At 38.7% G+C, this 24,788-nt stretch carries 3 protein-coding genes and 1 pseudogene; all 4 read left to right on the top strand.

The features are described 5' to 3' along the window. Positions 1-286 precede the first annotated feature (286 nt). The 4 genes and pseudogenes from FJR06_RS10995 (at position 287) to FJR06_RS10985 (ending at position 24,703) form a co-directional block, all read left to right on the top strand. Entirely contained in the window at positions 287-451 is a 165-nt protein-coding gene (locus tag FJR06_RS10995; protein ID WP_254434411.1) for a DNA-binding transcriptional regulator, read from the top strand. Between the two features lie 298 nt (positions 452-749). Continuing rightward, a complete protein-coding gene (locus FJR06_RS10990) occupies positions 750-1,100 on the top strand; it encodes a DUF4347 domain-containing protein (RefSeq protein ID WP_168651423.1) in 351 nt (116 codons plus the stop codon). Beyond that, a pseudogene (locus FJR06_RS24910) lies at positions 1,034-1,201 on the top strand (DUF4347 domain-containing protein); the annotation flags it as partial. The gene FJR06_RS10990 and the pseudogene FJR06_RS24910, both read left to right, overlap by 67 nt. Before the next feature lie 57 nt (positions 1,202-1,258). Continuing rightward, positions 1,259-24,703, top strand: coding sequence for a LamG-like jellyroll fold domain-containing protein (locus tag FJR06_RS10985; protein WP_168651422.1), 23,445 nt, complete (start codon positions 1,259-1,261; stop codon positions 24,701-24,703). Positions 24,704-24,788: the final 85 nt, after the last annotated feature.

Below are 24,788 nucleotides of genomic sequence, written 5' to 3'. Positions count from 1 at the left end.
GTTTATTATTTAACAACAATGCCCCTTCTATTCATTTAGAGGGGGTTTTGTTTTTTGTACAAACAGAAATTGATAAGCCTTTGTGTAGCTTGATTTTAATAATATAACCCACATTCCGCACTTCAAAAAGTAGCACAAGTAAACTACATTGACGGTCAATTAAAATTTATGATTTTAACAATTAGGTATACTAAAAACGGTTAAGAATTAGACTTTAGGGACAAAAATAAGTATTATAAACAAATAATCAATAAACTGTAATTAAGAGATAAGGTCTGATGTTATCATGAACCAGATGTTGAAAAGACCATTGCTGGTCAAACAACCCGAAATTGGGGGGCTAATTCGGGAATTCCGCCTGCTCACTGGACTTACCCAGGAACAGTTTGGGGCTTATCTAGGCGTGACCTATGCCACTATTAACCGTTGGGAAAATGTCCTGAAAGCTTAACTAAGTAGGTGAACAGAAAAATTTAAAGGTATATAACGGTATGTAAAGTTGTCTCAATGCGAGATTCTGATTAAGTTTCAGCCATTTTACAAAACGCAATACCCCTCATTTTTATTTTGTTTACCTACTTATAGCAATCCTAAATGATTCCTGAAAAATAGTAAGTAGTGAAGGGTGGGCGATGCCCATCGTAGCCGAGTTTTGCTGGGCAATGCCTACCTTACGTATAGTTAAAAAATCAAGTAGGAATCCTATCGGTTGATTAATATTACTTAAAAAAGCTAAGACTACAAGAAAAATGATAACAAACACACCCACCACCACCATTGTTTTTGTTGATGCTCAGGTTGCTAACTATCAAAACCTGCTCAAACAAGTTCAGCCCGATACAGAATTTTTGCTCATCAACGCAGATCAAGACGGAATAGAGCAAATCACCAATACTCTTAAGGAGCGACAAAATATTACTAGTGTGCAAATTATCTCTCACGGTAGTGAGGGACAAATTCAACTAGGAACAACTCGGCTAAACCGCGACAGTATCCAAGCCTATCGTGAGCAATTACAACAATGGCGTAAGGCATTAACAGCAGAAGCAGATATTTTACTGTTTGGCTTGTCGGTTTTGGTCAGGGTCAGGAGTTTTTAAGGGATTTAAGTATATTCACAGGAACAGATGTTGCCGCCTCCGTAGATATTACAGGTAATGCACTGTTAGGCGGAGATTGGGATTTAGAATTTGCCACTGGAAATATTGAATCTGGGATTGCTATTTCCTCGGAAGGACAACAAGCTTATGCAGGCATTTTGCCTCTGACAGTAGAGTATTTTATTGGTAATAACACCAAAGAGGGAAACGGAGTTGAAAGAACAGAAGTAAAACAATGGTCTGCAAGAAGTACCACCAGCAATAGCGCAGGTTTGATTCGTGAAGATTGGGGAACGGGATCACCACCAAACTCCAACGTAAACCAAGATAATTTTATTGTCCGCTGGACAGGATATGTGTACGCTTCCAGCACGGGAGATTATAAATTTTACGAAAATTCTGATGATGGCGTTCGTCTCTGGGTCAACAATAGGCGGCTTATTGAGGAATGGAATCAAAGTGGGTTAGATAAGGAAAATTCAGCTTCTATCTATTTAGAAGGGGGAAAATGGTATGCCATCCAAATGGATTATTTTGATTGGGATGCTAGTGCTGCTGTAAATTTACAATGGCAACCACCAGGAAGTAGTAAAGCCTATATTCCTAATAATTACTTAATTCCCCTAGCGAGTAGTACCGCTACTGGTCCAAATGATTTAGGGTATGGGTTAAAAGGGGAATATTTTAATAACCGCGACTTGTCTGGTGATCCAGTTTATACACAAGTTGATTCTGCTATTAATTTTGATTGGGGTGATGGTAGCCCCAACAATAAAGTTAACAGTAATAACTTTAGCGTGCGTTGGACAGGTAGTATTGTCATTCCAGAAACTGGAAGTTATGTATTTTCTGCAGAGACTGATGATGGAGTCAGGCTGCGGATTAATAACTCTTCAAATTACGATATTGACCGTTGGTCAGATGGATCTAGATCCCAAGACGGTGGATACATTAGGACGTTCTCAAAAGGAAAAGTAGTTCCAATTACTTTGGAATATTTTGAAAATAGTGGCGGTGCCAAAGCCAAATTACTCTGGCAAGCTTGGACAAACGATAACAAAACTAATGAAATTATTTCCAAAAGTTTTATTCCAACAACCAGTCTAATTCCTTACACTGATAGACCTAACATATACATTTCGTCTCTTACAGGAGCTTCTGAAAAAGATGAAGATGGAAAAGCACAATTTAAAATTGGCACATCATCAACTATCCCAGCAGGTGGAATTAATGTTTTTTATAGACTACTTCCTCTTAACGGTGCATCAACTGATGATTTCTCAGATCCCAATCTTGGACAATTAACCTTAACTCCGACTGAGAAAGAGAAAGTTATTACCATCAATATTGCGGATGATGATATAGCTGAATCAAACGAAAATCTCCGCATAGAAATTATTCCAGGAGTACAATATCAAAGCGGCTATAGTCTTGATGTTCCAATTATAGATGATGAACCAATTATTGGCATTGAAAACCTCATAAATGGGTCAGAAGACAGAGGCAAGAATGCCGAATTTAAACTTATTTTTGACCGACAAAGACCAAAGGAGTTTACCTTAAAACTGAATTTAGATCCTGTTACTGACAAAAATGCTTCAGATCCTAATAAATACGTCAAAACAACTGGAACAAACACTATACGTGGTAATCATATTAATACCACTAAAGGTGCAGATTATCTCTTTTATTGGCGTTATGCAGACCATAGCAAGAAAGAATACTTTACTGGAAACGAAATTACTGTTCAGGCTAATACTGGGCAAAGTAATAAAACCATTATTATTGGTGTAGAACCTATTGATGATGATGTTGCAGAAAATACCGAATCTGTCACTGTTCGGCTGGTACAACCGACAAACGGGAGTGGTACTGAGAACAAGTTTTATCAGGTAGATACTCAAAAACAGTCTGCGACAGTCTCTATAGAAGATAATGAACCCACTTTAGAACTGGTAACAGTTAGAAACGCTAAAGAATATGGGGCATTGTTATCCGACCAAGAAGATGCTTACTCCATTGGTTATATTGAATTAAAATCAGATAAACCCATTCTCAACTCCTTGGGATTGTGGGTAAAATATACTATTACGGCTGGAGAAAATGTAATTCAAGGAGTTGATTATCTCAATTCCCAATATCGCAAAGTTTCCTTTCAAGCCGATAGCCAACAAAATGGAATTATCATTCCCCAAGTTGAAGACTTAAATATTCCCGGTAACACCGTAATTGACCCGAATAAAATTAGAATTTACTTTATGGCATTACCAGATGCCATTAAAGAAAATAATGAAAGTATTACTGTTCAAATACAACCCTATCATTTTGATCTGGATGTCACCAATAATAAAGATATTTCCAATTTCCGGTTAAAACAAAATGGTCAGATTGTCAACAACATTACCGCCAACATCACCATAGAAGATAGTGGTCTTTATCAACCGCGAGTATTCATTGTTGACCAAAATAACCAATTAGTTACCACGAATAATCCCTTAGTAGTAAGGGATGGCAAAGCAGTTTTCAAAGTAAAATTGGGCAGTCAACCCATCAAAGATGTTACTGTTAAATTCAATAATCCGACTGTCGGGACTTTAGATAGTAATGAGATTCGATTCGAATATCAAGCTTCCAAATCTTCCGCATTAACTTCAGGAAGTAGGAGTTTAACGGAAGGTTCGACGGAAGCAATGGAAAGTAATGATACATCAGCGAAAGCTATTGCTATTACAACAACTGCTTTCACTTTTGATGGTGAGATTAGTAGTGACTATTCCAAAACAGATATTGATTTATTTAAAATCGCCCTACGCAAAGGTGATAAAATTAGCATTCGTGTAGATGCTGGCTCTACTAATCCCAGAATTTCTGACTTAGATTCTAGACTAAAACTATTTAATTCCCAAGGTTCAATTGTCATTGAAAATGATGATGCTCCTGGCAGATCAAACGATCCTTCGATTGAATATACAATTACAGCCGACGATACTTACTACATTGGTGTCGCTTATTATAGCGTCGATTATGGTTTAACCAGAATTAATAATAGCAACCAAAATTCTGGTAAATATAAGCTATCAGTCAACGTTACACCTAATTCCACTGCACCAGATCCGAATTCACCAATTGTTAATCATTGGGATCAATGGCAAACAATAATACTCAATAGTGTTAATTCCGACTTTAATCTGACAGCAAGTGTTAGCAGTACAGATAGTAATTATGTTAACTTAGGTATTTCTGTTCCTGTCACTACTCAGATACCTTTCCAAAACCAAGTGACAGAAGGAGCGCAACCTCAAGACTTAGGTACACCTAAATTGAGTTTGTTTGTAGATGGAAATATTAACGAAAATAGCGATCAACCTGGTCAATTTAGACTACAACTAAGTCATCCTGCCAAAGAAGATTTGACAGTAAGCTATACTGTCAGTGGATCTGTAACTTTAGGAAGTGACTATACAGGGAATTTAAGTACACTTAATACCATACCAGCTAATGGACAAATTTCCGCTTCCAGTTTGGTTTCTCCCGTAGGTGAAGAAAAAGAAAAAGCCTTTGATAACAATACCAATACCAAATGGCTGATTTCTGCTAAATCTGCTTGGATTCAATATCAACTACCAAATAATGCAGCTATTTTTAATACCTACACCATTACCTCAGCTAATGATTTTGAAAATAGAGATCCACAAAATTGGGAACTATTAGCTTCAACCGATGGTATCAACTTTGAAAAAATAGACCAACAATCGGGGATTAAATTTGCTAACCGTTTTGAAACTAAGACTTTTGCAATCAATAACACCAAGGCTTATAAATACTATCGCCTGAATATTACTAGCAATAATGGAGCCAACGAACTACAATTAGCGGAATTTAATCTCTGTCACAGAATTATCATTCCCAAAGGTGAAACTGTTGCTATCTTACCAATTTTTCCAGTTAGTGACTCTATTAAAGAACAAAAGGAAAATCTTACTATTTCCTTAAATCCTGGTAACGGCTACACAATTGATAGCACTAACCAAACTAAAACCCTGGAACTTATTGATAGCAATATTGCTGGATTAAAAATAGCCAATGTCACCTTTGACTCACAGAATTTAAACGCACAAGGTCAACCTACTCCCATTATTGCCTCTAGCTTCCGTCCTTTGCAAACATCTGAAAAGGGAGATGGAGAAAGTTTTGCCATTCGTTTGCAAAGTAAACCCAGTAGCGATGTAACTGTTAGTTTTACAGGTTTAAATACAACCGAAGGTGAATTAAAACTTTATCAAGGTGGAACTATATCTCCAATTGTTTTCACACCTGATAATTGGGATCAATATCAAATAATTACTGTTGTTGGTAAGGCTGATACTTTAGTTGATAGTAATATCACTTATCAGATTCAAGCAACACCAAGCAGTGCAGATTCTAACTACAACAACACTAACTTACAACAAAATATTACTGTTACCAATCAAAACATTGACAGTAATACTGCTATTAATTCATCTATAACTCGTCCTGATCCAACTTTACCAGTAGCAAAATTCTCAGGAAACAATGCTACCATTTCTGAAGAAGGCGGTTCACAAAAAGTACAAATTACACTCGATAGACCAGCACCTCAAGGTGGTTTGACAGTCTCCTTCTCTGTAGATGGTAGCACTGCAACCTTGAACCAAGATTTCATAGTTAACACTAATATCTTCCAGTCACAAACTGGCGCTGCAAATCCCTTCGATCAGATTGATATTGGCAACTTTAGCACTCCCAGCTTTGCCGACTTGGATAAAGATGGCGATTTGGATCTTGCCTTGGGTAATGCTGATGGTACTGTGAAGTTTTATGAGAATATTGGTTCTCCGGGACTTCCTTCCTTCATTGAACAAACAGGAAGCAAAAACCCCTTCAACAGCATTGATATCGGCAATAACAGCACTCCAACCTTTGCTGATTTGGATAAAGATGGGGATTTAGATATCATTATTGGTAATAGTGCAGGTCAGATATCCTACTACGAAAATATTACTGATAGTACAGGAATCAAATTTGGATTACGCACCAGTACAAATAATCCCTTTAATGGTATTGACGTAGGTGATAATAGCACTCCTACCTTTGCCGATTTGGATAAAGATGGTGACTTAGATGCAGTTATTGGTGCAGCCGATGGCACAATCAAATACTACAAAAACACGGGTACACCAAAACAACCCACTTTCTCAGCCCAAACAGGCACTAGCAACCCCTTCAATAATATTGATATCGGTGACAACAGCAATCCCAATATTATAGATGCCGATAACGATGGCGACCTTGACCTATTTGTAGGACGCAAAGATGGTACTATATCTTTCTATCGCAACACAGGTAATGCCACCACACCTGCTTTTACCTTAGATAATGCCAACTCGCCCAGCAACACTTGGAAAGTACAAGCTAACAGTGCGTCTGTTTTTGCCGATGTTAATAGTGATGGTGATTTAGATGCGGTAATTGGTGCAGCTGATGGCAAACTACAATATCAAGAACAAGTTATTATCATTCCTGAAGGACAAACCACCGCCGAAATTACCATTAACTCTTTTGGCGATCAAATCAAAGAAAGCAACGAAACTATCAACATCAGATTAAATCAAAGACAAGGTTATCGAGTTGATACCGAGCAACCAGAGAATGTCCAGAAAACTATTACTATTCAGGATAATGAAAAAGCTGGTATTTTGTTGAAAAATGCCCAAGGGCAACCCATCAGCAGTTTACAATTCTCAACCCAGGAAAACAGTAATACTCCTCTTACCTTTACCGCTCAACTGACCAGCAAACCGACAGATAAGGTTCAATTATACTTTTTTAGCAGCAACCCCGGTGAAGGAATATTAACAACAACACGCAATACAACTACCATCACCGACTCAGAAATTGTCCTGAATTTCACACCAGATAATTGGAATCAACCCCAAAGCTTCTCGGTTGTTCCTCAAAATGATAGCGTTGCTGATGGGCAAGTTCGTTATGCAATTACTAATCGTGTCCGCAGCCAAGATCCCACTTACAATGACACCAATGATTATCAAGTTAGTTTAGGAATTACTGACAGATTAATTGAACTAGGGAAAGCGAACAATCAACTTTCTGTTTCCGATCCCAATTCTCCAACAACTGAACAAAAAGAGAAAGCTTTTGACAACGATTCTGCTACTAAATGGTTAATTTTTAACAAGCAAGGTTGGCTGCAAGCTAAATTTTTAGATAGTGCAGCAGTTGTTAATAGTTACTCCCTAACTTCAGCTAACGATTTTCCACAGCGAGATCCCATCAATTGGGAATTACTAGGCTCGAACGATGGTCAAAATTTTGAAGTTCTAGATCAGCAGTCTGGAGTTAAATTTAATAATCGCTTTGAAACTAAAACCTTTGACTTTGATAACGGTAAATCCTACAATTACTATCGACTGAATATCCTAACTAATAGCGGTGCAAATGAACTTCAATTAGCGGAATTTAATCTTCACGTTAAAGATCAATTAGTCATCGCTAACAATGATGATAACGACACACAAGGATTCACAGTTACGCCCCTATCGAGTACAACAGAAGGCGCAGGAGACGCTTTTAGTATTAAGCTGAATAGTCAACCTGTAGGTAAAGTTGTAGTCACGATGACTCCTGGTAATGAAGAATTTTACTTCTTAGGTAAAAACCCAGGGGATACTCACAGCATCACCTTCGATCCACAAAACTGGAATACACCGCAAACAATTCAAATTACTGCGGTTGATGATAACAAAGTAGAATATCTGCAAAAGAGTTTAATCGCATTCCAAGTCAGTGGTGAAGATCCAAAATATAACAGCCTAAGCACCACTGTTAACTCCTTCTTGCAATTCGATGGCATTGATGACTACATTAAAGTAGATCGAGAATCGGATTTTGATTTCACAGATGTTATCACCGTTGAAGCCTGGATCAAAGTTGATCAGTTCAACAAAAACTGGCAATCTATTGTTACTAAAGGTGATAGTAGTTGGCGGTTAGCTCGCAACAACAATACCAATAGTTTAGAATTTGCGATTGGTGGTGGGAATACAACAAATGTGGTAGGAGGCATAACTAATGTCAATGATGGTAAATTACATCATGTGGCAGGAGTATATGATGGTGCAGCATTATCTCTCTACATTGATGGACAACTGGATAATCAAGTTCAAGTTAGTCGGACTCTTCCTACAAATAATTATGATGTATTGATTGGTGAGAATGCCGAAGCAACAGGACGGCAATTTGCTGGACAAATCAGCGAAGTAAGAATTTGGAATGCTGCTCGCACACAAGAGCAGATTCAAGCCAATATGAACAAGAACAAATCCCTGGTGGGTAATGAGCCGGGATTGAAGTTGTATTACAATTCCGCTTCCCAACAAGCAACGCCTAACCAAATTTTTGACAGTAGTGGAAATAACCACAATGGCGTATTCCAAAACGGTGTGCAGTGGAAAACCACCAACGATATTTTCTTCAAACCCTTAGAAGTTATCATCAAAGATAACGATGTTCCCACTGCTAGAATTATTCCAGGCAAAGCCGGAGCAGAAATTTACTCTACACCGGGCTATTTCATCATTGAATTAGATCGTGATTCCAATAACCTGCCTCCAGATAATACAGGTATTGAAGTTAACTATCGTATCGTTGGTGGCACTGCAACTTTAAACGCAGATTACCAATCTATTAATACGAGCAAAGTGCGGGTATTTGGTAATCAAGTTTTATTACCAATTGTTCCCATTGATGACAAGAGAATTGAAGACCTAACTTTTACCATTAATAAAGTTACTCCCGGCACTACTAACAACGGTAAAACCACCTTAACTTTAGATGTCTCAGCTAAAGGCGTAGTAGCCAGTGATAATATTCTCATTACTGCTTCTAGTTTAAGTTCTCCCAATGGAGAACAAAAGGAAAGTGCTGCTGATAAAAACTCACAAACGAAATGGTTAATTAGTAATAATTCAGGTTGGATTCAGTACGAATTTGTTAATAATCCTACTCTTGTAAGCAAATATTACATTACCTCAGCTAATGATTTCTCTGGTCGAGATCCGGTTGATTGGACATTACAAGGGTCAAATGATGGTCAAAATTTTGTCCCACTAGATACACGGGCAAATATTAAATTTGCTAATCGGTTTGAACAGCAAGCTTTTACAGTCAATAATCCACAACCCTATCGTTATTATCGTCTCAATGTTACCAAAAACAATGGAGGAATTGAGCTTCAGTTAGCTGATTTTACTCTGGAACAGAAGAATATAATTGATGTACCTACAGCCAGTATTGTTGAATTGGCTGGTCAAAAAACAGGTTCAGTTAAAACCCCAGGTCGAATTGATCAATTTGGACAAGGCTGGTTTAGCTTTGATGGTATTGATGATTATGCTTCTTTGCCCAGTCTCACAATGGGTGGTGACTTTACCGTTGAAGCCTGGGTGAGAGTTAATCAACATCCTCAAAGTAACACTGGTAATGTTCGCGCCCGTATTATTGACTTTGGTAATGGCCAAGGCAGCGATAATATCATTTTGAACTTTGACGGCGCTACAGGTAGATTACGCTTAGAAACATATAATGGCTCAAGCTATACAGAAGTCACCTCAGATAGTCAGATACCTACTGGAGAATGGATTCATGTTGCTGGAGTTAATGATGGTAAAGGTAATGCTTCTCTTTACATTAATGGTGAGTTAGTTAAATCAGAAGCTGGGCAAAACATCGCTCAAAATATATCTCGTAGCAAGAACTTTATCGCCCAAAGTAATTGGTCAAATGAAAAGTATTTCAACGGTGATATTGCTGAATTAAGGGTTTGGGACACAGTACGTAGTCAACAACAAATCAAGGAAAACATCAACCGTTTTCTTACAGATCAAGAAACTGATTTGAAAGTTTACTTCAGTGCTAATACCAGTAATTTTAACCAACCAGGAACAACAACACAAATTCAGGGTATTAACGGCATTAATGGTACTTTACAGAATGGGGCGATATGGACAGTTACAACTGTAAACAATCCTATTGATAATAACGTTCTCAATTACAAAGGACAGATTCAGGTAGAAGTTGACTCGTCCATAGCTAATCAAATTACAGCTAATTCTATTGCCCGTTTCCCATCAGAAACTGTCACCGTTGAGTTACTACCCGGTGATGGCTATAAATTAGGTGATTCTAAGTCATCTAGCCTGAATATCATTGACAATGATGTTCCTGGCATTAGAATTGTCACTGGTGGTAATCGTGCAGTAGCCATTGAGGATGATCCTTTTAAAACCAATGACAAAGACGAAATTCGCTATTCCCAATATGAACTTTCCTTACTGAGTGAACCTTCAGCACCAGTCACCTTAACCTTAACCAGTAATACATTCATTGTTGATAAAGACAATAACAAGAAAAAACAGCTAAGGTTTATTAATGTTGATATTGATCCTAAAGATCCTACAAAGAAGATCATTAGACCGGCTGACTTCATTACCTTAACTTTCCAACCAGACAACTGGTATCAGCTGCAAACTGTCAATATCCAAGCCATTGATGATGGGATTGTCGAAGATGATACCAATCCCAGTCAGCCCCATGAAGCCAGCATTCAATATCAAATTACCAGTCGTGACCCCAACTACAACAATCTGCCAGTAGCAGATCAAATCGTAGGTTTAGCTGATCGGGTATTAGATAAAACCCAAACCAATGAAGGGATAAAAGCAGGTTTGGATACCCTGCAATCCACAATTAACAATTTGGAATTGCCCATCATCGGCTCGTTAGAAGGTCGTTCTCCCACCTTAATGGCAGATTTAGGTAATCTTGTCAGTAAGCAAATAAATCAACTAGAACCAGATCAACTTACTTCCACTCAACTAGACAATTTTCTGGAAAAAGCTTTGACGGAGTTAGGCATACCAGGGGTAAATGTCACTACAAAAATGACAGATACTGATGTCTACTTTGCCTTTGACTTGAGCAAAGAGTACAACCTGTTTAAATTGGATTTATCCAGTGATTTAGGTGTGCCAGCACTAGGTATTGGTTTTGACACCCAAGGACAACTCACAGGTGACTTTAAATATGATGTTAGCTTGGGCTTTGGTATCAATAAACTACTCGGTTTTTATCTTGATCCAGAGAAAACAAAATTTAATGCAGATGTTAGCCTCGATTTAGACGATTTCAAAGGTAAGGGTAATCTTGGCTTCTTGCAAGTAGACTTTGCTGATGATCCCAAAAATCCCACCAAATTAGGGATTTCCTTTAACATCAAACTCAAAGACCCACAAGCAGGTAAGAATAACCTCCAAGAAGCAACCCCAGCAGTTACAACCATTGATGTGGCTGCATCTCAAGTGGAAACTACTCCTGCTGATCAGATAACAATTCCCCAAACCCAAACCTTACCCTCTGTACCAACGGAAAAAGAGGCTATCCAACCTCTGACCGATTCTCAAGCTACATTACCTGAAGCACCTAGCACTACAGTCCCCGGTCAGGATATTGAACAAATTCCTGTAGCTGACAAAACCCTGACGGAAACAGTAGGAGAAAAAACTGTACAGTATAACCAGAATTTACAAACAATTCTAGCCACTGCACCGTTAACTTCTACTTTTAGCAACATCTCTGCACAAACCATCAGAACTTGGTTAGGGAAGCCAGATACAGATGTCTCTGCAATCAATCAACAGCTAATTGCGGTTCTGAAAAATGCTTCTCCAGAAGTGAAAGTTGCATTGCAAACCCTCCTCAAAGATGCAACACAGATTGACATTGGCTTGAATGACAAACAACTGCAAATCACCTATCTGGGAACAATAGATGTAACACAACTCAAAACCGTAGTTCCAGGGGTGAAAGATTTACCACTGGATGGATTGAAATTACCTGTCACGAAACCTAGATTAACGATTACCAATCCTGGTTTAGAAAATGCTAACTATACCTTTGCTGCTGATAGTTTACCTACAGCAGAGTTAGTCACTTGGTTAGCAAATAAAGGCAAAACCTTATTACCCGCAGAAGTGCAAACAGTTCTCAATGAACTGCTGAAACTAGGACAAAATTTGGATGTAGTGTTTGCTTCAGACCAAATCCAAGTTACTTATCAAGGTAGTTTAGATATAGCTCAGTTAAGAGGAGTAATTCCAGGTATTAAAGATTTACCTTTAAATGGGTTAACCTTACCTGTGGAAAAACCTAGCATTACTATTACCGATCCTGGTAGCAAGAGTGCAAATTATACTTTTACAGCCGCAAGTTTACCCAAAGCACAGTTAGTAAATTGGTTATCTAACCAAGCTAAAACATTGCTACCTACACAAGTGCAAGAGGTTCTCAATAAACTTTTGGCACTGACACAAAATGTTGATTTGGTATTAGGTAAAGAGCAAATCCAAATTACTGCAAAAGGTGATTTAGATATTGCTACGGTAATTAGGGAAATTCCAGGTGTTAAAGAATTACCTTTAAATGACTTAAGCTTACCTGTAAAAAATCCCAGCATTACCATTACCAATCCTCAGAGTAAGAATGCAAGTTACATTTTTGTTGCGGAAAGCTTGCCTAAACAACAACTAGCAAATTGGGTAACTCAGAAAGCTACGACCCTATTACCCACAGAAGTGCAAGATGTTTTAAATAAACTCTTAGCCCTGACAAATACAGTTGATTTAGTATTAGGGAAAAACCAAATTGAGGTTGCTTATAAAGGTAATTTAAATTTAGCAACTCTCATTAAGGAAATTCCAGGTGTTAAAGATTTACCCTTGGGAGGATTAACCTTAGATGTTACTAATCCGCGTTTGACAATTACTAATCCCACATCTGCTAATCCTGATTATGCTTTTGCTGTGGATAGTTTACCAAAACGTCAAATCATTAATTGGTTAGGAAATCAGGGTAAATCTTTATTACCACAAGAAGTACAAACGATTTTAAACCAGTTGTTGACTTCAGAATTAGAGCGCGTAGATTTGGTTCTGGGTAAAAAGCAAATGCAAATTACTTATAAAGGTGATTTGCAATTAGATAGTTTCATTAAGTTCATTCCTGGTTTGAGTGATTTACCCTTAGACAGGTTGAATCTACCTGTTACCAATCCTAGCTTGACATTGGTCAATTTAGAGCAAGGTGTTAACAATATTGATTATGTCTTCAGTGTTGACAGATTGCCCAAAGACGAATTAACTAAATGGTTGAGGGAAAAAGCTGTATCACTGTTACCTCAAGAAGTAAGAAACGTTTTAGATAATTTATTGCAAGTTGCAGAAAATGTTGACTTGAAACTGGGTAAAAATCAAATTCAAGTTGCTTATTTGGGTAATTTAGAATTAGGGGCAATACTCAAACAAATACCGGGAATTCAAGATTTGCCACTGGATACACTGAAGTTACCTGTCACTAATCCTAAACTGACAATTATTAACCCTAATAGTCAAGATATTGATTACAGCTTTGTTGCTGATAACCTGCCGAAACAAGAATTAATTGATTGGTTGGTGCAACAGTTACCGGATAATGTGAAATCAATCTTAAATACCGTTTCTAATGCTGCTCAACAGGTAGATGTATTATTTAGCGATCGCCAATTACAACTAGGTTATAAAGGCAATATTGATTTAGCCAAAATTGTCAAGGTAATTCCCGGTATTCAAGAATTACCAAACCTAGATAGTTTAGCTTTACCTGTGGCTAATCCCCGTTTGACATTAAGCAATTTGGGTACTAAGAATCTCAAAAATATTGACTACACATTTAGCAGTGATAGTTTACCCAAAGCTGAATTAGTCAACTGGGTAAAAACGACCCTTCTCCAACAATTACCTGCCGATGTTCAATCATTTCTGCAAAAAGCACTGGATATAGTGAAAAATATTGACCTGAAATTTGGCAATAACCAAATTCAAATAGGTTACTTGGGTGATTTAAACCTCAAAACTATCATTGATCAAATCGGCACTCAACTAGGAGATTTCTTATCACCCCTCAAAGGCTTAAATCTCACTCTCACTAACCCTAGCATTACCATCACCAATCCCAAACAAACACCCAGTTTAAGTTTTGGGGTAGATAATCTCCCCATGAATCAGGTGAAGACATGGTTAACCGAACAGGTAAAAACCTATGTCTCTGATGCTAGTGTTCAGAATTTCTTAACTGGACTCCTCAATGAAATTGCCCAAATTGATTTAGTGGTAGGAGATACACAAACCCAAATCACCTATTTGGGAACAGTGGATTTAGCTAAAGCACTGAAAACAATTCCAGGGTTAGAAAGTTTCACCCCCAACAATCTCACATTACCTATTCTCAACCCCAGTTTTACAGTTACACGCACCGGCAAAACTCGCACCTTTAGCTTATCCGCGGAAAGTTTACCCAAACAAGAATTAACTGAATGGTTAGGAACAGAAATTAAAAACCAATTACCTGCGGAAGTACGGAGTATTGTTGATTCACTCCTAGCTGTAGCAGATAAGATGGATGTGCAGTTGGGTAGTAATCAAGTGCAGTTCAACTATCAAGGCGCACTGGATTTAGCGACGATTATCAAAGAAATTCCCGGATTAAAAGAACTACCTGTCAATAATCTGCAATTACCCGTTCTTAACCCCCGTTTGGCAATTACTAATCCTGGCAAAAATGCCAGCTACAGTTTCGCCGCAGACGAGTTACCAAAAACACAACTTGTTACTTGGATTAAACAGCAATTACCCACTGATGTACAATCGGTTCTCGATACTATCACAGCCCAAGCACAACAGTTAGATGTAGTTGTAGGTAATAACCAAATTCAACTTACCTATAATGGTGCTGTTGATTTGGTGAAAGTGCTGGGGTTGATTCCAGGAGTCAAAGACTTACTACCTGCGACTACCCAACCACTGAATATTATTAATCCCAGTCTCACCATCCTTAACCCTGGGAAAAATGCCAGCTTTAGCTTTGCGGCTGACAAGTTACCAAAACAGGAATTACTCGATTTAATCAGCAGTCAAATACCGACAGAAGTTAAGTCAGTCTTTAATAATCTGTCAGAAAATTTAGATGTGATCTTTGGTCAGGGTATCATCCAAGTTAACTACCGGGGTGATGTGGATTTAATGAAGATAGCGAGTTTGATCCCAGGAGTGAAAGAATTACCTCTGAATGGATTAAAACTCAATGTTACTAATCCCAGCTTTACTTTGATTAATAAAGGTAAAGCCGCAGGTGCAACTCTGGCCACATTTGATTATGTATTTGCGGCTGATAAACTACCTACCCAAGATTTAATTAACTGGGCGAAGAATACCACCACCGATATCTTACCTGCTGAGGTGAAAGGTGTTCTGGATAAATTACTGAACATAGCCAAGGATGTCAACTTTACTTTGGGTAATGGACAAATGCAAATTGCCTATAACGGTAATTTGGATATTGCCCAAGTAATTGGTTTAATTCCTGGACTGCAAGATGTTAGTTTCTTCAAAGGGTTGAACTTACCTGTCACCAATCCCAGCATTACCATTATTAATCCCAAACCAGGTACAGGACTCAAGACACAGTATCTATTAAAGAGCGATCGCTTACCCAAAGAAGAATTAGCAAAGTGGGCAAAAGAAAAAGCTACAGAATTACTGCCCGCAGATGTAGCGAAAATTCTCGGTAGCTTGAGTGCGATCGCTCAAGGCATTGACTTAGAAATTGGTACAAATCAAATTCAACTTTCCTTCCAAGGAACAGTGAATTTAAGTAATGTCCTCAAGGAAATTCCTGGAGTTAATGAACTACCAATTCAAAGTTTAGATTTACCAGTTCTTAACCCTAGTCTCACCATCACCAACCCAGGTAAAAATGCCAGCTATAGCTTTGCTGCTGCTCAATTACCCAAAGAACAATTAATTAACTGGTTAAAAGACCAAGCAAAAGCCCTTATACCCAGCGAACTGCTATCGATATTTAACACCTTAGCTAACATCGGACAAAACCTGGATGTGCGCTTTGGTGACAGTCAGTTGCAGGTCATGTATCAGGGAAATTTGAACCTGATGGATATTATTAAGGGTATTCGTGGTGATTCAGATAGCTTCAATGTCTCCGATTTAACCCTAAATGTTCAAAATCCCAGTATCACCATTCTTAATCCTGGTAGAAATGCCGACTTTAGCTTTAAAGCAGATAAGCTACCTGTTAAGCAGTTAAAAGATTGGTTAACTAAGAAAGTGGTAAATTCCCTACCAGAAGTTGCCACAAATATCATCGAAGGTATCACTGGTGTAGTTGAAGACGTGAATGTCTTAATTGATAAAAATGACATTCAAGTTCTTTATAACGGCAGTTTGGATATATTGAGCATTCTGCAAAAAATTCCAGGGGTCAAAGATGTCCCTTTACCCCCTGCTGGTACACTATCAGTTATCAATCCAGCGATCACCCTCACAAAAGTTACAGGACAACCTATAGACTTTAGCTTTACTGGCGAAAAACTGAATAAAGATGGCTTGAAGAAATGGTTAATAGATGCGGCGAAAGATGCCTTACCTACATCCATCAAAGATTTAGTTACTGCCCTGATAGATACTGCGGCTGATTTTGATGTCCTGTTCAAAAACAACAAACTACAAATTAGTTATGCAGGTACGTTAGACGCTGCCAAAGTCATTCAAAAAATTCCTGGTTTATCTGAATTACAAACCACTGGTTTAGCCCTACCAATCACTAATCCCATCCTCACTATCTATGACTTAGATAAAGGAATCAGCAAAGCCAATTATACCTTTGCAGCAGATCATTTACCGAAGGAAGAATTAATAAATTGGCTAACCAAACAAGCTACTTCCCAACTGCCTCAAAGTGTCCTCAATGTAGTTGATGATTTACTAGAATTAGCACGACGTATTGACCTGCAACTAGGCAAAAACACAGTTCAAATTACCTACCAAGGGGTTTTAGATTTAGCTGATGTTTTAGAGAAAATCCCTGGCATCAATAATCTATCCTTTAATGGCTTAGATTTACCGATTACTAACCCCAGTGTCACGATTACCAAACCGGAAGTAACAGCTAGTGGTACTCCTGGAACTTGGAAAGATGCTAGCTTTAGCTTTAAAGCCGACAAATTGCCCACAGAACAATTAGCAAATTGGTTAACTAATAAAGCTGGATCAATTCTACCCACTACCATTTCTAAACCAGTTGAGGAAATATTGACTGCCTTTGGTCCAGTTAACCTATCCCTAGCCAACGACAAATTACAATTTAGTGCCGATACGATCAAATTGGATCAAGTAATCAAGGCTATTGAACTAAATAGCATCTTTACCACGATTCCTGAGTTAACCTTAAAAAACACCAGTTTAACTTTAAGTAACTTTGGTCAAGGCACTACTCAATATCAATTTGCTAGCAGTGAGGTTGAGTTAAATACACTAGCTACAGCTTTGGGATTACCCAGCAATATCAGCACATATTTACCAACTGTTAACTTATTTGTTGGTAGCGATCGCCTCCTCTTCAGTGCACCGCAAAGTCTCGATCTCAAATCAATAGTTCCTATTAACAGTCTTGGTTTACCAGAAGTAATTACCCAATATATCCCTGATATCAAACTAGATAACGCCCAGTTGAGTATTATTAAGGGTACTGCTGGTAAAGAAATTAGCCTCAACGGAACAGTGAGCGGTTTAAATTTAGGTCTAACTTACAGCAATGGTAAATGGACATCTAAAGGTATTGATGATGGTGGACGGTTAAGTGCCTTAGACTTAATTGATCTGCTCAAACAAGGCAGAGGAAAAGCCAAACAAGGTTTCTTTGATCTAGTGGAATATCAATTGACTGGTGGAGCTAATCTGGGACTCACAACCAAAACCAGTATCGAAGGTAATCCTGCCTTCCCTGCCTTTAGTTTCGATTTAGCCGCTAACTTCCCCGTATTTAACTACGGCAATCAACAGGAAGCATCAAAAACCGGGGCAAATATCAAGCTGAATAATATAGCTATTGACTTAGGCTCGTTCATAAGTAACTTGATTGGACCTATTATCAAAGAAGTCAACGAAATAATTGAGCCTCTGAAACCTGTTATTCAACTACTCAATAGCGATACGAAACTCTTTACTACACTGAGATTAAGTGGATTTGACGATAACAGAGATGGGAAAGTTACCCTGTTAGAAATCGCTAAAAAATTAGCCCCTGCTGACCAGAAAGCCAAAATAGAAACATCACAAAAATTCATTAAGGCAGTTGGTGATATTGTTGGATTGATTACTGAATTAAGTAAGATGCCTGCCAATCAACCAATTATTATTGATTTGGGCAGTTATACATTAAGCGGCTTTAAAGCTGCCAGTAAAGATGCGAAAGATGCAGCCAATAAAGTCGAAACAAATAACAACGGCAATACCTCGGCATTACAAACAACCAATAGCACCATAGACCCAATCAAACAAGCGGAACAAAAAAGTAGTGGTAAACCTGCCAGTGGTTTCCTAAGCAAGCTGAAAAATATTGAAGGTTTACAGTTCCCTGTCCTTACTAACCCCATGAAAGCAATTGATTTGCTCTTGGGTAAAACTACAGATTTGGTAATTTATGATGTTCCCGACCTCGACTTTAACTTTGCAATGTCTAAAAACTTCCCCATTTGGGGGCCAATAGCAGGTCAGCTAAGTGGTGAGTTTAGTGCTAAAACTAATTTGCTGGTTGGATTTGATAGCTATGGTGTCAATCAATGGAAAGACAAAGACTTTGCCTTTAAAGATATTTATCGAATCTTTGATGGTTTTTACGTCGGTGATTGGAATGCTCAAGGACAAGATATTGATGAGTTAGTTTTGAATGCCACTATTGCAGCAGGATTAGGATTAGATGTTGGTTTTGCTAGTGCTTTTATGCGCGGTGGCATTCAGGGGAAAGTTGGTCTAGGCTTCAATGATGTTGGCGAAAATAATGGTACTAGCGATGGCAAGATTCGCGGTTCTGAGATTATTTCTCGGATCAACAACCCATTACAATTATTTGACCTGAATGGAAATATTGATGCTTTCCTCGATGCTAAAGTCAGCGTCGCCATCGTAGGTACAGTATGGCAAAAAGAATTTGCCCGCTTTAATTTAGCGAAATTCTCCTTGGGCGCAAGTGGATTTAGTGCTAGTGGCGCACTGTCTCAAAGCTATATTGCTGGTGCAACGATATTCTTTGATGTCAACTTTAATAATCAGTGGGATGAAGAAGAAATTAAATCCATTACGGATGAATATGGTCAATTTAATCTTGATTTGCCTGTAGAACTGGATAAAAACAACAATGGACAAATAGATATCAATGAAGGACAACTGCTGGGTTTAGGAGGTTTTGATACTTCCAGTGGCTTACCATCAGGGGCGTTAATTGCTCTACCTGGTGCAACAATTATTACTCCCCTTACCAGCTTACAGGCAAAGCTGGTACAAGGTGGATTAGACCGAGATGAAGCGAATACTTTAGTTAAACAGCAATTAGGGCTAAATTTAGCAGTTAATTTAGAAACCTTTGATCCTCTCAAAGCTGTAGGTGAAAACTCAGCAAATGGCTTAAAAGTTTACTTAACTCATGTACAGATTCAGGCATTGCTCAATCAAGGTAGAGCATTATTGGATGGGTTGCAAACTGCTACACCAGAGGGACAAGCTAATCCTAATAATTTACTAGATGCGATCGCTGGACTCGCTAAGTTCCTCCAACAACGTTCCGCACAAACCCAGACAGGTTTAGATTTCACTAAAGAAACTGACCTTAAACCCTTCTTTAGCTTCCTGATTACAGAAAGAAATCTTACAGCTACAGAACAACAGTTAGATACAGTAGCGCAAATAGTCGTCCAAGGTAACGAATATTTATCTCAAATTGCCCAAATCGCTACTAAGAGAACTCTCGCTGAAGTGTTGCCAGCTATAGCTTCAATGAAACGGTTGGTACAGGGTGATAGTGCCAAGTTGGTAACAGAATTGGCTCAAGGTCAGAAAACATCAGCAGCGGTTGAGCAAGAGTTTCAAACTACTCTCCAGAAGAGTAACACCTTCGTGGATGCAGACATCGCGGCCTTTGGCAACCGTCGGATTCGCGTAGTTACAGTTAACAAAGAAATAGCTGAAAACAGTACCAACTCAGTAGAATTCACTATTGAACTCAACCAACCTGCACCCAACCAAGGTTTAACCGTCTTCTACTCCCTCACCGGAACTGCGACTCTCAACCAAGACTATCAACTAGACGTATCCGCAGATAACATTGGTGAACTGTATATTGCTCCTGGTCAAAGCAGTGCCACCATTAAAGTTACAGCCCTCAACGATACCATTGATGAACCCTTAGAAACCATTGCCCTAAGACTGAAATCAGTAGGTGAAGGTTATACCATTGACCCCACAGGCACAGTTGGATTAATTGAAATTGCAGATGATGATCAAGGTGTAGTTAATAACCCAGTTACAGCCATTGTTAAGCTTGGTACTTTTGCTGATGATACTTTGACAGGTGCAGCCGGCAATGACCGCCTAGAGGGTGATTATGGTAGTGATATCCTCGATGGTCAAGCAGGTGATGATCTGTTGCGTGGTGGTAAAGACAACGATACCTTGATTGGTGGTGCAGGTAATGATCTTCTAGAAGGCAATTATGGGGATGATAGCCTCAATGGTGGGGACGGAAACGACATTCTTGAAGGTAGTGTTGGCGAAGATAGTCTCCAAGGTGGTGCAGGGATCGACATCCTCAAAGGTGGGGTGGACAATGACTATCTGGAAGGTAATGCAGGTAATGACCAAATAGAAGGACAAAGCGGTAATGATACCCTGGTCGGTAATGAAGATAACGATTGGTTAGTTGGTGGTGAAGGTCATGATATCTTAATTGGTGGCTTGGGTGATGATATCCTCAATGGTGGTCAAGGTGCAGATGTCTTCTTCCTCAATTCTGCTAATGATGGATTTGATACTCTATTAGATTTCAATCCCAATCAAGGTGATAAAATCCAAATTTCCCAGAGTGGCTTTGGTGTTAATGACCTCAATGATTTTACTTTCCTCAGTGGCATCTTAGATTTCCAAGGTAAGAATCTGGCACTGATCCAAAATAATGGGGCAACTTACTCATTCTTCCCGAACCTGAGTGAAATTATTCAGATTGTTGATGCACCTCAAGCCATACCAGAAGTAACACCGCAAGTTAAAGCAGCAACAGAACCCTTAAAGACTATAAATACTGGTGTTACTGCTGCTAATTCCATACCAGAATCTACAGATACTAGTAATAAATCCTTACTAGACAAAGTTTTAGAACGTGGTTACATCACCTTTGGAACATCAAACAGTTATGCTACCACCTTGGGTTTTGACCTAGAATTTGTGAAAGCCATAGCAGTTGCCTTGTTTGGTGATGAGAGCAAAATCAAATTAGTTACAACTTCTTTTGACGATGGCTTCACACAGGTGGCTAACCAAACTTTAGATTTAACTACGCGGAGAGTCAGCCAAAATCTTGATCGGGATGCTAAACTGAATGTAGATTTTGGGCCTACATATCTCTATGATTACCAAGCGATCGCAGTTAAAGCCGATAGCACGATCAAAAATGCCTCAGATTTGAACGGGTTGATTATTGGTGTCGTCAGTGATACCAATGCATTAGGTAATCTGCAAAACCTGTTAACACCCCAGGGAATTAACTTCACACCCAAAGAATTTAAAACAACAGATGAATTATTTGCGGCATATCAGAATGGCGAGATAGCTGCTATTTCTACAGACAGGGCATTAATTTACAATCGTTTAGGTGATGCCATAGCTCAAAACCGCATCCTCGACGTAGAATTTTCTCAAGAACCCATTTCTTTGGTATTGCCAGAAAATGAATCAGAATGGGCAGATGTGGTCCGTTGGGTGACTTATGCCACCATTCAAGCAGAAGAATTTGGTATTACTTCCCAAAACATTGGCCAAATTATTGCCGAGAATACTGATACTGATACCAAGAATGATGCTTCACCGGCGATTCGTCGCTTCTTAGGTTTGCAAGATGAACTAGGAAAAGCATTAAATATCCGCAATGATTTTGTCGTGCAAATCATCGAGGCAGTTGGTAACTATGGGGAAATTTATCAACGTCATTTCTCTAAATTAGAGCGCGATCGCAATCTTCTGTGGACAGACAATGGATTAATGTATTCTCCACCCTTCTCTGGTGTCACCCAAGATATCCAATTAATTAATAATGATCAACGCAATTTGCTCACAGAGATTCAACAGCGCGGAGTTCTCAAATTTGGTATCCCAGAAAGCTCTACATTCCCAGGTTTTGTTGAGAAGAACAATGATGGTACTTACCAAGGTTTTGATATTGACTTAGGTCGAGCGATCGCAGTAGCAGTATTTGGCGATGCCAGCAAGATTGAATTTGTGTCTCAGCAATTTAACGATGGTTTTGCTAATACTGCTAATGGTAAAGTCGATGTTTCTGCTGGTGCATATACCCAAAACCTGATGCGTGATGCCAAATTGGGTGTTGACTACAGTCCCATTTATCTCTACACCGAACAGGGACTTTTGACACGATTAGATAGTGGTATTACTGCTTTACCTCTGCTCAACGGTCGCACAATTGGTGTAGTTGCAGGAACTACAGCCTTACAAAACCTAGAAGATGCCCTCAAGGTCTTTGATGTCAAGATCAATCCCGTCATTTATAGCAGCAGCAGTGAGATGTATGCTGCTTACGACAGCAAACAAGTAGATGCTGTTTTTAATGATGTTTCCTTACTAGCAGGTAGAATTTCTTCCCTACCCCATCCCGAAGAACATCAAATTATCAGAGATAATTTCACTAAAGAGCCTTTAGCCCTAATTGTTGATGAAAATCAATCAGATTGGTCTGATGTAGTGCGCTGGGTAACAAATGCCTTAAAACAAGCGGAAGAATATGGCATTACCTCTGAAAATATTGATCAATTCATTGCTGATAATACCGATGACCTCAAGGAAAATAACTCATCAATAGAAATTCAGGCATTCTTAGGACTGCGAGGAAATATCGGTACATCTCTTGGTTTACCCAATGACTTTGTAGTGAAGATGATTAAAGAGGTGGGTAACTATAGCGAAATTTATGCCCGTAATTTCAATACCGACCTGTTACCCCGTCAGAAAAATGAATTATCTAAAGAATTGGGATTACAGACTACTGCACCTTTGGGTATCAATACCAACAATTTAAATAGTATCCCCATTGCTGAAGATGACAACGCCCAAACTACAACTAACACAGCAGTTAATATTGATGTTCTCAACAATGACAAAGATTTAGATAATAATTCTTTAACTTTGAGCATTGTTTCTACTCCCAGTCATGGGCAAGTGCAAATTAATGATAATGGCACACCTAATGACAAAACTGATGATTTTATTATCTATACTGCCAACAGCAATTTCACGGGAATAGATAAATTCACCTATCAAGTTAATGATGGTAAGGGCGGTACAGATTCAGCTTCAGTTAATGTTTCTGTTAAATCAGCAGTAGTCTTTAACAACCAAAACAATGTTTTGAAATTGCAAGGACAGTTAAATAATCAGAAGCTCAAATTCTCTCTGAATAGTAAGCATCTAGAGAAACAAGTCATTCATGAAGTTGCTTTTGTGGCTTATGACAATGAACAAGGTGCTGTGAATGGTTTATTACCAGGTCAAAATGGTTATCTCAATGCTTTACTCCAACGTGCTGAAATTATCTTCTCTGTAATTCCTGATAATTTCATTGCTGATCCCACGAAAATTATTGATGGTTTCCAAAGTCAATATCTGGGTGCTGTGTTGTTGCAGGATACTAGTTTGGATGCGGTGAAGGCTGATTCTAGTTTGTTGAATCGGGTGTTATTGGGTTCTCCGTTTAATAGCAGCAGTTCCGAGATTTTGGATATTAATGAACTGGCTGCTGGTAAGTTGCAATTGAGTTTCCAAGACCAATTGGGTGATGCTCAAAAGGATTTAGTATTAACGGTGGAAACTACTAATGAACCTGTGCCTTTGGGTGCTGATTTGCAACGACAATCAGGTATGGAAGTTGTTGATTTGCGAGATTTCAATGGTAAAGAAATTCAGGCTTTGTTCCCTGTGGTTGCTAGTGAGGCGGCTTATGATAATACTATTGGTTTCTATGAGGTTGAGGATACTCAAGGAACTGTGAAGGATGGTTTAACTGGTACTTTGTTCCGTCCTGGTGATGCTGGTTATGATCAAGCCGCTATCCGTAATAGTCAGTTGCATGGTGTAATAATGAATGACCATGGGGCTGGTACTCAAGGTGTGTTTGCTGGTGGTAAGATTTATGCTCCCTATTTGATTGCTAATGGTACTGTGGATGGTGCTTTAGGTAATACGGGCGTACCTGTTTACTTTGCTTTCTTGGGCGCTAATCCCGACAAGAAAGATCATGTTCTTTCTTTGGGTGATAATATGTGGGGCTTTGAAGATTTACCTAATGGTGGTGATTTGGATTTCAATGATATTGTTGTTCAGGCTAAGTTCTCTGTAATATAATAGCTATCGGACTCAAAGAATATAGAGTCGTTTCGGCGAAACGACTCTATATGTGACTTGAAGCATCTTCAAGTAAACGTCGAGC

The organism is Dolichospermum sp. UHCC 0352, from assembly GCF_009711925.1.
Lineage (GTDB): Bacteria > Cyanobacteriota > Cyanobacteriia > Cyanobacteriales > Nostocaceae > Dolichospermum > Dolichospermum lemmermannii.
This window is presented reverse-complemented; position numbering and strand designations above follow the sequence as displayed.